This window comes from Chryseobacterium cucumeris, assembly GCF_001593385.1.
GTDB lineage: Bacteria > Bacteroidota > Bacteroidia > Flavobacteriales > Weeksellaceae > Chryseobacterium > Chryseobacterium cucumeris.
Window position 1 is genome coordinate 1,327,258 of the sequence record NZ_LUVZ01000001.1, and the last position, 15,064, is coordinate 1,342,321.

A 15,064-nucleotide genomic window follows, 5' to 3' on the forward strand; every position below is an offset into this window, starting at 1 on the left:
ATGAACGCGATATTCTTATTTGAAGCCGGACGCTCTTCCAAGCACTGGCTCACCTATCTTGTGGCCTTACTTTTAATAGGAATGGGCATCTTTTCTGGCAATCAGTTCAATCTTTCAGTAGGAGAAGGGATTTATTTAAACTCTCCCTACACCATTGGTTTTATGACCGGAATGCTGAGCCTTGCCGTGATTTTTTTCGCTACGGTCTATGCATTGCAGCTGCTTTTTAAAGATCAGGATTCAAAATTTGACAGTATTCTGTTTTCATTCCCATTGTCAAAACTCACTTACCTGAAAGGGAAATTCTATGCTTATTTTTTACAGACGTTTTTAAGTTTTTCTTTCCTAATGACAGGATTTATCATAGGTCAGATGATGCGGACGGGAAGTGAAATGCAGGAAGGTTTTAACATTGTCCATTATTTATACCCTTTATTCATATTCGGTTTTATCAACAGTTTATTTGTCTGCAGTTTCCTTTTTCTCATTGCATTTATTGTCAGGAAAAAACTGCTGATTGTAGTAGGCGGACTGCTTCTGTATGTTTCTTACATGATTATCCTGCTGTTTTCCAATTCACCCTTTATGGCGGGAAGTCTTCCCCAGTCACTGGAAACGCAACAGTTTTCGGCTTTAATAGATCCTTTTGGATTATCCGCTTATTTTATGGAAGCCCGTGATCTCACAGCTCATCAGAAAAATATTCAACTGGTACCTTTCTCTGGTTATCTTTTGTTTAACAGAATTTTATTCTCTTTTATATCTGTTGGAATTCTTCTGCTTTCGTATAGATTATTTTCTTTCTCCAATACCTCAGGAAAGAAAGTAAAAACATTAGGAAATACTCTTATATTTTCGAAAACAAATGGAGCTGAATACTCCACTGTTACACCCAGATTCAATGGATGGAGTTCTTTCCGGTCCGTATTGTCCTTTACAAAAACCGATCTTACCTATTTGTTTAAAAGCATTGCCATTCCTGCTGTATCGATTCTTTTATTATTCTCTGTGGGAATGGAAATGTATGCCGAAATTGAAAAAGGAATCCGTCTTCCGCAGAAGTATGCGAGTTCAGGACTTATGGCGACCACCATTTCTGAGAATTTTCATTTGCTTGGACTTCTTATTTCCGCTTATTTTTTAAACGATGTCTACTGGAGAAGTTCTTCTTCAGGATTTTCTCTGATTGAAAACAGTACCTATTTATCAAAAAACAGATTAACCGGCCATTTCATTTCCATCAGTTTTCTGCTGTTTTTCTTCACCGGAATTGTAATTATTCAGGGCATTATTTTTCAGGCAGCTTATCAGTATTTTAATATTGATTGGAATGCTTATCTCGGTGTTTTTCTTTTCAATACTTTCCCATTGATGCTGTTTTCCGGATTGATTCTTTTGATAAATGACAGAATTCCCAACAAATTCATAGCCCTTGGAGTTTCCATTCTTGCCGTTTTTATAGTATCAGGTCCGGTTTCAGGGAAATTGATACCCTACCCTCTTTTCAGAATATTCTCAGATTTTAAAGGGACTTACAGTGAGTTTAACGGCTATGGAACCTATGAAGAAGCTTTTCTACAAAGACTTTTATTCGGAACAGGGATTATCAGTATTTTATGGATGCTCAACAGCATTATAAAAATTAAAAAAGTTCCTGTACTTGTATGTGGCTTCAGTATCATTCTGCTCATCTCAGGAATCTTTGCCGGAACATTGTTTATGAAAGGTTATATCCCAAAAAATGAAGATCAGGCTATTCTAAGCTCGGAAGCATATGAAAAAAACTATCGAAAGTATGAAAAACTTCTACAGCCGGATATCACCGATATTGCTACAGAAATTAAACTGTATCCTTCGAAAAATGCTTATCAGATCATTGGAAAATATATCCTTAAAAATCAAACCAATCAACCTATCAATAAGATTCTGATCAATTTTAATGAGGATTTAAAACTGGAATCTGCTGTGATAAACTGTGGTACTGAAATCTCAAAAATTAATAAGCATGTTACAGAAGTTTCATTACAAAAGCCTCTCCTGCCTGGTAAAACAGCTTCTCTTGATTTTAAAATCTCCTATCAATGGTTTGCTGTCAACGGACACCAGTCTTTCAATGCCATTATTGAAGACGGATCTTTTATGAGGATCAGCAGGTATTACCCAACAATTGGATATCAGAAGGATAATGAAATTCAGGATGAAAAACAACGCAGCCAATTCAGCCTTGGAAAACTTACTGAACTGAAGAAACCGGAAGCCCCTGAAGTTTCAAAAAGGGATTTTATCAATCTTACGATGATGATTTCCACCGAAAAGAAACAAACAGCCATAGGAACAGGAGATCTTGTCAGAAAATGGTCACAGGCCGGGCGTAACTATTTCAAGTTTAAAGCAGATCAGATTCCTTTCCGGTTTGCCGTTTCATCTGCTGAATATAAGATCAAAAGCGTGAGCTATAAAGGAATTTCCATCAATATCTTTTATCATCAGAAACACTTTGAGAATGTGAATCACCTTCTTGAAAATACAAAGCTTACTTTAGATTACTGTCTGCAGAATTTCGGGCAGTACCCTTTTAAAAGCATCAATTTTGCGGAGATTTCTTCTTTTACCAGAGGTTTTGCCGCTACAGCCTATCCTTCTGCCATCTTTATGCCGGAAGACATGATTTTTCACGCCAATATTCTGGCGGATAAGAAACAGGATGTCATCAATGAGCTGGCAGGTCATGAACTTTCCCATCTCTGGTGGGGCAGCAGCCAGATCGACCCTGATGACAGAGAAGGTTCTGTGATGCTTACTGAAACCCTCGCCATGTATACCGAAATGATGCTCTACAAAAAAATGCATGGCAAAGAAAAAATGATGGAAAGAATCAACGTACATCAGCAGATCTATGACAATGAAAAAGGACTGTCTGAAAATGTACCGATCTACAAAGCAACCGGAGACGTACCTCATATTTCATATTCCAAAGGAGCCGCAGCAATGGTAGAATTGAGTAACTTAATCGGTGAAGATAAAGTGAACCTGGCTTTGAAAAATTTTCTCAACAACAATCAATATCCCAAAAAACCTGGTTCATTGAATCTGATCAATGAGTTTTACAACATTGCTCCGGATATTTCCACCAGGAAGCAAATCGACAGATTATTCAAAACCACAGAAAATATAACTTTTACTTCAGAGTCTAAAACTGCTTCTGTAAAGGCAAAGTCCAAAGAAACCGGTAACAGCTTTTAATTTTTTTTGAAAATATTTTTCAGGAATTGTAACAAAGTAAAATGATGATTTACTAATTAATTGACATATCAATAATTGATATATCATTTTAAATCTGAAAATATGGAAAAGTTAAATTCAATCATCTTCTACAACATAGACAAAGCGATCAGATCTTACAGAAACTATGCTCAACGCCAGCTAAAAGTGCATGGTTATACGATCACTATTGATCAATGGCTTATCATCAAAGCAATTCTGGAAAACCCGGGAATTACCCAGAATGAAATTGGTGATCTGGTTTTTAAGGACAATGCTTCTGTCACGAGAATGATTGATTTAATGGTAAAATCCGAATACATCATCAGAAAAGTTCATCCTGAAGACCGAAGAAAAACCCAGCTGGAAGTGACAGATTCCGGGGTAAAAGTAATTAAAGAGGTTCAGAATATCGTAGAAAAGAACCGTAAAACTGCTTTAAAGGGCATCAGCAATGAAGAACTGGAAGTGATGTATTCAGCTTTACTGAAAATTTCAGAAAACTGTCTCAACCCTAAAAAGTAAAACGCTATGACCAGAATATTCTCACTTATTATTGTCTGTATGCTGATGCTGTTCAACAGCAGGATCTCTGCCCAGCAGGCAATGCAGAGTTTGACTTTGTCAGGAAACATAAAATCCGACAAAGCAGAGCAGATGGAGATCAATCTCTTTGATGCTGATCAGAAATTGATCAAAACAGAAATTGCTGATAACAGCGGTAAGTTCAATTTTAATGATTTAAAAGAAGGAACTTATCAGGTAAAAATTAATAAAAACGGTACTGAGGTTTATCACTCGGAAAATATTTCATTAACCGAAAATAAGACCCTCAGTCCCATTGACCTGAATGTAAAATCGATTGAAGGAGTAACGATCACCAAAACCAAGCCTCTCATTGAAAGACAGGATGGAAAGATGATCATGAACGTTGAAAACAGTATTGCCAGCACCGGAAATTCCGCTTTTGAAGTCCTCGAAAAGGCTCCGGGAGTGAATATTGACAATAACGACAATATCAGTCTTCGCGGAAAAGGAAACCTTCTGATCCAGATCGATGGTAAAAATACTCCCATGACGGGAACTGATCTTGCCAATTATCTAAAGGGAATCCCCTCTTCCACCATTGAAAAGATAGAGTTCATCACCAATCCTTCTTCAAAATATGATGCTGCCGGATCTGCCATTATCAATATTAAACTTAAAAAGGAACAGAGAAAAGGAACTAACGGAACTATTTCAAGCTCTCTGGGATCGGGTAAATATGTGAAAAACAACAACAGTTTCAGCATCAACCACAGAAATAAAAACATCAATATTTTCGGAAATTACAGCTTTGCGTACAGGGAAGCTTACAACGGATTGGTTCTCGACAGAAATTTCTATGAAGCCAATACCTTTAAGAAAGCGTATGTGCAGGATAATTATCTGAAATTCAAATTCAACAGCCATGTGGCCAAAGCGGGAATGGATTATTATCTGAACGACAAGAATGTGCTTGGATTCTCTGTAGGACTTGTTTCCAACAAATTCAACATCAACGGAGACAATTCCAACGTCACACTAGGCAGCAACTACCTTCCTGAAAGTACTTTTACAACAGTCAACAGATCGAATGACCGCTGGACCAATGTTTCATTCAACCTTAATCATAAATATACGATTGATTCGCTGGGTTCTGATATTTCTACCGATTTTGACTACATTAATTACGCTAACTCTTCTTTGCAGAGCTTTGATACAAGAACACATGATATTTCCAGCAATACGGATAATCTTGACATTATTAAAGGTGATATGGACGGAAAACTGAATATCTATTCTTTAAAATCTGATCTTACAAAAAATTTCAGCAACGACTGGAAGCTGGAAAGCGGAGTGAAAACCAGTTTTGTAAAGACAGACAATGATTTGAAATTTTTCAACGCCAGTTCTGGTATTCCTGTTCCGGATCTTGGGAAAACCAATCATTTTATTTATGAGGAAAACATCAATGCAGTGTATGGAAATGTGTCCAAAAAATGGGAAAAATTTAAAGCCACAGCAGGTTTAAGAGTTGAAAATACCAATGTAAAAGGAACTCAGATTACCACCCATCAAATCAATAAAAGAAATTATACCCAGCTGTTCCCAAGCGCTGTTCTGAGTTATGATCTGACGGATAAAAGCAACCTTGAAATCAATCTCAGCAGAAGAATTACAAGACCAAGCTACAACCAGCTGAATCCTTTTAAATTCTATCTTGATCCTACTACAATGAAAGCCGGGAATCCTGATCTGCACCCTCAAATCACGATGAATTATGAATTAACCTACAGTCTGAGTAATAAATACTTTGCCACTTTAAGCTACAGCAGGAATTCTGATAATATCACAGACATCCTAAAACCTGTCATAGAAAACGGGCAGATTGTAACCGTACAGACCATTGAAAACCTGAATTCTGCTTCTTATTTCGGATTAAACCTGATCGCTCCGGTAAAGGTGACCCAATGGTGGGATATGAATAACAGTGCTAATTTCTATTATGGCTCCTACACAGGAAATGTCTCCGGAACCCAGATCAATAATAAAGGGAATTTTACATTCAGTATCAACAGTATTAATTCCTTTAAGCTGGGAAATGGTTTCACTGCTGAACTTACAGGAAATTACAAAGCCAGAGAAATCTATGCTTATCTGAATGTGAGCCCGAACTGGTATCTGAATATCGGAGCGCAGAAGAAGTTTAAAAACAACAGTGTTCTGAAGCTTTCCTTCACAGATGTCTTCTTTACCAGCAATATCAAAGGGCAAACGCTGTATAATGATTATTTAGAAAACTTCGCTGTAAAAAGAGATACCCGTGTGGCAACCCTCTCCTATACTTACAATTTTGGTTCTTCCAAAAACGGACAGCCCAGAAAAACAGGCGGTGCTGAGGACCTGAAGCAGAGAGTGGGAACGTAATAATGAGATTACTTCAAAGTTCTGCATTTCGCAATGATGCAAAAGCAAAAATCCCTCAAATTGAGGGATTTTTTATGTTTAAGAATGAATCTTATTAAGCTTCGTTAGATGGAGTTTGGTTTTCCACGGGTTTTTCGCTTTGTGGCTTTTCACCTTGTGGTTTCTGTCCTTCCGGTCTTCTTTGTCCTTCCGGTCTTCCTTGTCCTTCTGGTCTTCTCTGCCCTTCAGGTCTACCTTGTCCTTCCGGTCTTGGAGGTCTTGGTAAAAGAACTTTACGGGAAAGTTTCATTTTCTTACGGTCATCGTAACCCATGAACTTCACTTCTACCTCATCACCTTCTGCATAAGGAACTTTGTCCAGACGAGCCCACTCAATTTCAGAAATGTGAAGAAGTCCTTCTGTTCCTTTAGCGATCGCTACGAATGCACCAAAGTCCATTACTTTCACTACTTTACCTTTGTAAACTTCGCCTACAACCGGTACGAAAGTAATTTCATTGATCTTAGCAATAGCTGCATTGATTTTTTCTCTGTCTGTTCCTGCAATTTCGATACGTCCGATTTCTCCCATCTCTTCGATAGCAATAATCGTATCTGTATCTTTCTGTAACTGTTGAATAATTTTTCCACCAGGCCCGATTACAGCTCCAATGAAATCTTTTGGAATCTCCATAACCACCATTTTCGGAGCGTGAGGCTTCACATCTGCTCTTGGCTGGGAAATCGTTTCCGTGATTTTATTAAGGATGTGTAATCTTCCGTCTTTAGCCTGCATCAAAGCTTTCTCCATGATATCCATAGAAAGTCCCTGGATTTTGATATCCATCTGACAAGCTGTGATACCGTCTGCAGTACCTGTTACTTTGAAGTCCATATCTCCAAGGTGATCTTCATCTCCTAAGATATCAGAAAGTACGGTAAATTTACCTGATTTTGTATCAGTGATCAGACCCATTGCAATCCCTGAAACAGGTTTTGTAATCTGAACCCCTGCATCCATCAATGCTAATGTACCTGCACAAACTGTTGCCATTGAAGAAGAACCGTTAGATTCTAAGATATCGGAAACAATTCTGATTGTATATGGATTTTCTTGCGGAATTACTGCTGTTAATGCTCTTTGAGCTAAGTTTCCGTGTCCTACTTCTCTTCGTGAAGTACCTCTTAAGGGTCTTGCTTCACCTGTAGAGAATGGAGGGAAGTTATAGTGTAAGAAGAATCTTTCGTCGTGCTGCGTGATTACGCTGTCGATCATGTTCGCATCTTTTACAGAACCCAGAGTTACCGCAGTCAGAGACTGAGTTTCTCCTCTTGTAAAGATTGCAGAACCGTGAGCTCCCGGAAGATAATCAATTTCTGACCAGATTGGACGGATTGTCTGAGGATCACGACCATCAAGACGGATATTGTCTTCAAGGATCATCTGACGCATTGCTTCTTTCTCTACGTCATGGTAATATACTTTAACGAATGGAGTTACTCTTGCCAATTCCTCTTCGTCTTCAGCATATTGTGCTAAAAACTCTTCAAGAACCGCTTTGAATTTTTCTCCCCTTTCTTCTTTATTTGATGGAGTTTTTGCTACTTCATATACTTTATCATAGCACTCTTTCCATACTTTTTCACGAATTTCTTCATCGTGATCTTCGTGGCTGTATTCTCTTTTAGGGAAAGATTTTCCTACTTTTTCAGCTAATCTCTCCTGAGCTTCAATCTGTTTTTTGATCTCAGCGTGAGCGAAGTTGATGGCTTCAAGCATTTCCTGCTCAGAGATCTCCTTCATTTCTCCTTCTACCATTACGATGGAGTCTTTAGTAGCTCCCACCATAATGTCGATATCTGATTTTAATAAGTTTTCATAACTTGGGTTAACAGCCAATTGCCCGTCAATTCTTACTACTCTTGCTTCAGACATTGGTCCGTTGAAAGGGATATCTGTAATTGCAATAGCTGCAGAAGCTGCCAAACCTGCCAATGCTTCAGGCATTACTTCTTTATCGTAAGAAATTAATGAAATCATCACCTGTACTTCCGCATGGAAATCTTCAGGGAAAAGAGGACGTAATACTCTGTCCACCAATCTCATTGTAAGCACTTCATCATCAGATGGTTTTGCTTCTCTACGGAAGAAATTCCCAGGAATTCTTCCACCTGCATAAAATTTTTCTCTGTAATCTACCGTTAATGGTAAAAAGTCTACACCAGGATTGGCTTCTTTGTTGGCTACAACTGTTGCTAAAAGCATAGTTCCGCCACATTTCACCACTACAGATCCGTCAGCCTGCTTAGCCAGCTTTCCCGTTTCGATAGTGATTTCCCTGCCGTCTGCAAGGATAATCGTTTCTGTAAACGCTTGAGGTATACTCATAAATTTGCTTCTTTATACTCCGTATTGAGTATGATTAATATTTAAACTCTTTAAATTTTCGTTTGCAAAGGTACTATATAATAATGATATATTAAATTTTTCGATTGCTTTAATAGGCGTTTAAAATACAAAAAATTGGCTATCAATTGATGAAAGTATGAAAATTTACATCACTAATCTGAACTTATATACCATTTATGAAAATAAAAAAGTGTTTTTTTGAGGATAATGTATTGAAAAATCCGGTCGTTTTTGTATTATTGTCTCAAAAAATGAAAATAATACAATCCTCTGAAAAAAGTGTCTGTTTCATTCTAAAAATTAGTAAAAATATTGCAAACCAATAGGCTGATCCCTATATTTGCCCTACTTCACCAATTACAATGCTGTAGGCTAAAAAAGTTAAGGAACTATCCTTATCCAGATAAATAAATGTTTATGATTAATAAAGAAGTACAATCTCAAAGCAGGAATTATACGGTTCCGTTGATTACCATCACCCTGCTGTTTTTTATGTGGGGATTCATCACCTGTATGAATGATATCCTGATCCCGTATCTGAAACAACTTTTCAATCTTACCTTTTTCGAATCCATGCTGGTACAGTTCTGTTTTTTCGGGGCTTACTTTATCGGATCGCTGATTTATTTTATGATTTCCATTACGAAAGGAGATCCTATCAATAAATTAGGCTATAAGAAAGGAATCCTGTTCGGAATTTTTCTGGCCGCATTCGGCTGCGTTCTGTTTTATCCGGCAGCTACGTTCTCTTATTATCCGCTGTTTCTGGGAGCTTTGTTTATTTTAGGACTTGGCTTTACAGTACTGCAGATTACAGCCAACGCTTATGTTTCATTGCTGGGAAGTGAAGAATCTGCATCTAGCCGACTGAACATGACTCAGGCATTCAATGCATTCGGAACTACCATTGCACCGGTACTTGGAGGTCACCTGATTTTTGAATTTTTCTCATCTCCGGACGGATCATTCAGCGCGGTAGCGACAAGAATTCCTTACCTTATTTTTGCAGGTATCCTTTTACTGGTAGCTTTATTGATTTCCAGAGTGAAGCTTCCTTCCTTCCAGATGGGTGAAGAAGAAATCGTAAAAGGCTGGGGAGCCCTTGAATTCAGCCACCTGAAATTCGGTGTATTCGCTATGTTCTGCTATGTAGGCGGAGAAGTTGCCGTAGGAAGTTTTATCATCAGTTTCCTTGAGCAGCCACAGATTATGGGTTTTAATGAGATCATCAGTAAAAATTATCTTTCCTTATATTGGGGAGGAGCGATGATTGGCCGTTTTTTGGGAGCCATTTCTTTAAATCAATCCATAAGCCAAAGCAAAAAGGCTCTGTATATGCTGGGAGCAGCGGCAGCAGTTTTCCTTGTGATTTTCAGCATTGTCAATCTTACTTTCAGTCAGATCAGCTTTTTCATTGTGTTTATCATCCTTAATTTCATTGCTTTTTTCGTGGGTAAAGCAGCTCCGGCAAGAACATTATCCATTTTTGCAGCAATCAATGTTGCCTTGTTGATTTCTGCAATGGTGAATCATGGTGAGCTGGCGATGTACAGTATTTTAGGAATCGGAATTTTCAATTCTATTATGTTCTCAAATATTTACACACTGGCTATTTCAGGACTGGGTAAATATACCAGCCAGGGATCTTCATTAGTGGTAATGGCTATTCTGGGAGGAGCTATTGTTCCTATTTTCCAGGGATATCTTGCCGATCAGTTTGGAGTACAGCATTCATTTATTATTCCTGTATTCTGTTATCTGGTAATTCTGATATTCGGAGCGTACTGTACCAAATATCTGGGTCATGTAGAAAGTACCGAAACAAAGTCCGGGCATTAAAATCAAATTCAAATCAAAATGTATAAGGCGGAATATCTCAAAGGTATTCCGCTTTCTTTATTCAGATTTTAAAATGTAACTTTTCATGAGAAAAAAGAACTTATCGTATAAACTAACACAATCATTATGAAAATACAGTTAAAGCTTGAATACGCTGCATTTCTCCTGTTAGGAATCTATGCCTTTGCACAGACAAGATATTCCTGGTGGTGGTTTGCCGGATTATTCCTTGCACCGGATATTTCTATGCTGGGATATACCATGAATAATAAAGTAGGTGCTTTCTTCTACAATCTCTTCCATCATTTAGGAGTAGCCATTATCGTTTATTTTGCCGGAACAGCCTTGTCTCTGCCCTATTTACAAATGATCGGAGCTATTTTGTTTTCTCACTCTGCATTTGACAGAATTCTGGGTTATGGATTGAAATATCCCGATAGTTTTCAGAATACACATTTGGGAAAGATTGGAAAGAAGGCTGAGTAGTGAGGTTGTAAACCACCCCGTCAAAAATTCTTTGAATTTTCGCCACCCCTCCGAGGGAGGGGAATTATAACGTCTTTAGTTGTGACGTTGGTTAGGATTGGAATTTTTGTTGAGCCTTTTCTTGTTGGTTTAATACGGCTGGATTCCTACGGAATGACACAATTGGCGCATTGGTCTATCCATACAGTTTGTCACTCCGTAAGAAACTTTTTGTGGCATTTGTGGTAAAAAATCCCCTGTTGCGTAAAAACAAAAAAGCAACCTCTTTAGAAGTTGCTTTTTATTTTGAAAATCTTTATAGATTATTTTCTTAAACCTAGTTCAGCAATAATTGCTCTATATCTTGCGATATCTTTGTTTTTAAGGTAATCTAATAAACTTTTTCTCTTACCTACCAATTTCACTAGAGATCTCTCTGTGTTGAAATCGTGACGGTTAGCCTTTAGGTGCTGAGATAAGTGGTTGATTCTGAAAGTGAAAAGAGCAATTTGTCCTTCAGCACTTCCTGTGTCTTGTGCAGATTTCCCGTGTTTTGCGAAAATTTCCTGCTTTTTGTCTGTTGTTAAGTACATTCCAATATTGTTTAATGATTATTATGTAACGGGTGCAAAATTACGACTATTTTTTGATTCTGCAAACATTATTGATTTCATATATCAAATTTGATAGAAAAAAATGTTAAAAATTTCTTAATAATTTGTATGCAATACAACGAAAAGGCAGTAATTTTGCATACGAATTACAAATGAAAAAAATTATATTCTTTACAGCGGTTACTACTTTTTTATTCATCGGATTTACTTCGGTAAAAGCCCAGAAGAATGCTGATGATAAAATAAAAAAAGTTCTTTACTTCAATCCTGAGGTAGAGCCTGATATCGACGAAATAAAAGACCCCACCAACAACGCTTTCTTTGATGCTGTTACCGATAATTTCAGTAACAGAAGAAATAAAATGCTCCGGGCGGAGGTTCAGGTTCCCTTCGACAGTATAGACAAACAGACTATTGCAGATTACTGTCTCAACAATGATGCAGATTTTGCCATTGTTTCCAAAGTGAGATATTTTAAAGTGGGATTTGGAAAGTATGTTTTCTCCAATCAGGTGGTTGTGAGTATGAAACTCTTTGGTGCTGACGGAACTCTTGTCACAGAAACCGATCATGATACTTATCGTAAAAATATGCGTCTGCTGGGTTCTACAGTCAACTCTGTTAAAATAGGAACCGAAGGAGCGATAAAAGGAATCATTAAGAAGCTGAGAAAACTGAAACCTACAGAAGCAGAGCTTTAAGATTTGAGGTTTAAGGTTGGAATTGACAGTCATTTATCGTCAATGGTCAATTTTGCTTTGTAAGTCAATGGTGAATTTTTTTCATGCAGGTCAATCCACATATCAGACTGATTCATAATCATAATTCTTTTATAGACACTATTCTGTAGTGTATCTATATCCTTATCAATAAGTTGAAAGCTTTCATTAGTTTAGTTTTATCTTAAATCTAAATTATTATGAAAAATTCAAATCTAAAAAAACTAAGCAGAGAAAGCCAGAAAGAAATCCTGGGGAGTATCATACGTCTTCAGAAATGTCAATATCATTTCGAATGTCCTGGCGGTTCATGCTGCCACAGACTATGTGTTGCGTATGCATGCCCAGAATTATAAATATTTCATGTTAAATAAAGTACTTGTTCATCCTTACGAACAGGTGCTTTTTATTAAAAAAACCACCATAAACAACTGATACACAATTAAATATTTTCACTAAATAATGATTTATTAAATATTTTTTACTATTTTAGACCAACATTAAAACCAAAATCTCATGAAAAATCTAAAGAAACTCAGCAGAGAAAAAGCAAAACAAATTAATGGAGGAACTATGGAAAGATGCAGCGAAACTAATCCATGTACCGTTGGATGGTGTTGCTTTGGAATCTGCTCTCCTTTCATCTGCCTTGAATAAAAGATAAAACTAAACCATATAAAATCAAAATTTATGAAAAATCTAAAAAAACTCAGCAGACAAGTACAAAAGGAAATTAAAGGCAGCGGACCTTTCAAAAGATGTACAGAACATTACGAATGTCCGGGAGGATCCTGTTGTCACAACACCTGTGTTGTTAATCCATGTCCCCTGGAATAATATATGATCATTACAGACACCTGCCTTAGTAGGTGTTTTTTATTTAAAACATAAATAAAACACTGATTACTAGTAAAATATTTTCACTCCAAAATGAATAATATAGAAATATTTACTATTTTAGTCTGACATTAAATCTAAACTATAACAGTATGAAAAATCTAAAAAAACTCAGTAGAGAATCTGCCAAGCAAATTAACGGCGGTATCGGACCTTTCAGATGCAGCATCACAAGACCTTGCTCTGTTGGATATTGCTGTAATGGAGAATGCCTTGACCATGACTGCATGATAGAGCCTTAATTTAAATACAATCATATAGTATGAAGAATTTAAATCTTAAGAAGCTCAACAGGTTTGAACAAAAAAACATTAAAGGAAGCGGGATAAAAAAGTGCGGTGACAATTCAGATTGTGGCCCTTACCAATGCTGTACAAACGCTGTTTGTACATACATTCCCACTTCAGAATGCGAACCAATATAAAGAATATTGGAATTTAAAATTTAATTTTTGCACATCCGCTTCGGCGGGTGTTTTTTTTACCCTTATACTGAAACAATAAACTTTAATTAATCCTTAATTTTGCCAGTTTATTACTCAGTCTTAAAAATTTGAATTATTTTTGCATATCCAAAAAATTTCACGTTTTGAATTCTAGAGACGAACTTATCTTCAACCCTGCCGATATTGCCGAAACTCTCAGCGAACTTCCTGCTGATGAGAGGCTGCTCGCGTTCCTGAAGGTTCCGAAAGAATACAAAGCAGAAGTTTTTTCACATCTTGACCCTGATTTTCAGGAAGAAACCATCAGAAGTATCGGAAGCGATGAAGTTTCCGAAATTCTGAATGCCATGACTCCGGATGACAGAACTGCTCTTTTCGAGGATTTCCCGGATGAGCTGATCAAGTATTCCATCAACCATCTTAACCCCCAGGAAAGAAGGATTGCTTTAAAGCTTCTTGGATACAACTCGGATTCGATTGCCCGTCTGATGACACCTTACTATATCCAGATCCGTAAGGAATGGACGGTAAAAAGATGTCTTCAGCAGATCAAAAAAGTAGGAAAAAGAGTGGAAACCATGAACTACCTGTACGTGGTAGACGAAAGAAACCGTCTGATTGATGACCTTGCCATCGGAACTTTACTGCTGGAAGAGGAAGATACTTTGGTTTCCGACATCACAGACAATCATTTTGTAGCGATTACTACAACGACTTCCAAAGAAGATGCGGTAACCTATTTCGAAAAGTATGACCGTGGTGCTCTTCCTATTATTACGGAAGCCGGTGTTCTGGTAGGAATTGTGACTATTGATGACATTCTCGATCAGATTGAGCAGCAGAACACGGAGGACATCCAGAAGTTCGGGGGATTGGAAGCATTGGATCTTCCTTACATCCAGACTTCATGGACAGAAATGATCAAAAAAAGAGCTACCTGGCTGATCATTTTATTTGTTTCGGAAATGCTGACGGCTTCTGCTATGGGATATTTTGATAAAGAAATTGAAAAAGCAGTTGTTCTCGCTCTATTTGTTCCATTGATTATTTCCAGTGGAGGAAATTCCGGATCACAGGCTGCAACGTTGATTATCAGAGCAATGGCGCTGCAGGAAATCAGTCTGAAAGATTGGTGGTACGTCATGAAAAAAGAAATTATCTCCGGATTATGTCTCGGAGCAATTTTAGGGGTTATCGGATTTATCAGAATTATGCTTTGGCAGCAAATTGGCTTGTTTGATTACGGTCAGTATTGGGTATACGTAGGATTGAGCGTTTCTGTTTCCCTGATTGCTATTGTATTATGGGGAACATTATCAGGTTCTATGATTCCGTTTGTTTTAAAGAAATTAAATCTTGACCCTGCTACTTCTTCTGCACCGTTTGTAGCAACATTAGTGGATGTAACGGGACTTATTATCTATTTTACCGTAGCCGGACTTTTCTTAACCGGAAAACTTTTGTAATTTTAGGCATCATCTAACAT

Annotated in this window: 12 protein-coding genes; 10 read left to right on the forward strand and 2 right to left on the reverse strand. The window is 37.4% G+C overall.

All coding sequences use genetic code 11. From position 1 onward, the window contains the following. From A1704_RS05870 to A1704_RS05880, 3 genes are all read left to right on the forward strand, one after another. A complete protein-coding gene (locus tag A1704_RS05870; protein WP_062671342.1) occupies nt 1-3,243 on the forward strand; it encodes an ABC transporter permease/M1 family aminopeptidase in 3,243 nt (1,080 codons plus the stop codon). 102 nt (nt 3,244-3,345) lie between these two features. Continuing rightward, nucleotides 3,346-3,786: a MarR family winged helix-turn-helix transcriptional regulator gene (locus A1704_RS05875; protein ID WP_062671344.1), complete on the forward strand. Its 441-nt coding sequence runs from the start codon at nt 3,346-3,348 to the stop codon at nt 3,784-3,786. Between the two features lie 6 nt (nt 3,787-3,792). Beyond that, nucleotides 3,793-6,210 (forward strand): TonB-dependent receptor, encoded by a 2,418-nt coding sequence (locus A1704_RS05880; RefSeq protein ID WP_082798715.1) that lies wholly within the window; start codon nt 3,793-3,795, stop codon nt 6,208-6,210. Between the two features lie 94 nt (nt 6,211-6,304). On the opposite strand, the gene A1704_RS05885 is transcribed toward A1704_RS05880, so the two are convergent. Continuing rightward, complete coding sequence (locus A1704_RS05885; RefSeq protein WP_062671348.1) at nt 6,305-8,578, reverse strand: polyribonucleotide nucleotidyltransferase; 2,274 nt, start codon at nt 8,576-8,578, stop codon at nt 6,305-6,307. Between the two features lie 438 nt (nt 8,579-9,016). Here A1704_RS05885 and A1704_RS05890 point away from each other — a divergent pair, with 438 nt between their 5' ends. Together A1704_RS05890 and A1704_RS05895 are read left to right on the forward strand one after the other, a co-directional pair. After that, nucleotides 9,017-10,438, forward strand: coding sequence for a sugar MFS transporter (locus tag A1704_RS05890; protein WP_062671350.1), 1,422 nt, complete (start codon nt 9,017-9,019; stop codon nt 10,436-10,438). Nucleotides 10,439-10,564: 126 nt separating this feature from the next. Continuing rightward, entirely contained in the window at nt 10,565-10,924 is a 360-nt protein-coding gene (locus tag A1704_RS05895) for a DUF4260 domain-containing protein (protein ID WP_062671352.1), read from the forward strand. Between the two features lie 302 nt (nt 10,925-11,226). Here the strand turns inward: A1704_RS05895 and rpsO are convergent, their stop codons facing one another. Further along, a complete protein-coding gene (gene rpsO / locus A1704_RS05900) occupies nt 11,227-11,496 on the reverse strand; it encodes a 30S ribosomal protein S15 (RefSeq protein WP_034692246.1) in 270 nt (89 codons plus the stop codon). Between the two features lie 173 nt (nt 11,497-11,669). Between rpsO and A1704_RS05905 the strand changes: the two genes are divergently transcribed. The 5 genes from A1704_RS05905 (at nt 11,670) to mgtE (ending at nt 15,044) form a co-directional block, all read left to right on the forward strand. After that, nucleotides 11,670-12,218, forward strand: coding sequence for a hypothetical protein (locus A1704_RS05905; RefSeq protein WP_062671354.1), 549 nt, complete (start codon nt 11,670-11,672; stop codon nt 12,216-12,218). A 534-nt stretch (nt 12,219-12,752) separates the two neighbouring features. After that, complete coding sequence (locus tag A1704_RS24365; RefSeq protein ID WP_157885750.1) at nt 12,753-12,893, forward strand: bacteriocin-like protein; 141 nt, start codon at nt 12,753-12,755, stop codon at nt 12,891-12,893. Between the two features lie 33 nt (nt 12,894-12,926). Beyond that, entirely contained in the window at nt 12,927-13,073 is a 147-nt protein-coding gene (locus A1704_RS24370; protein WP_002980914.1) for a bacteriocin-like protein, read from the forward strand. 152 nt (nt 13,074-13,225) lie between these two features. Continuing rightward, a complete protein-coding gene (locus tag A1704_RS24375) occupies nt 13,226-13,375 on the forward strand; it encodes a bacteriocin-like protein (protein WP_157885751.1) in 150 nt (49 codons plus the stop codon). Nucleotides 13,376-13,721: 346 nt separating this feature from the next. Further along, nucleotides 13,722-15,044, forward strand: coding sequence for a magnesium transporter (mgtE, locus tag A1704_RS05910; RefSeq protein ID WP_047432715.1), 1,323 nt, complete (start codon nt 13,722-13,724; stop codon nt 15,042-15,044). Nucleotides 15,045-15,064 lie beyond the last annotated feature (20 nt).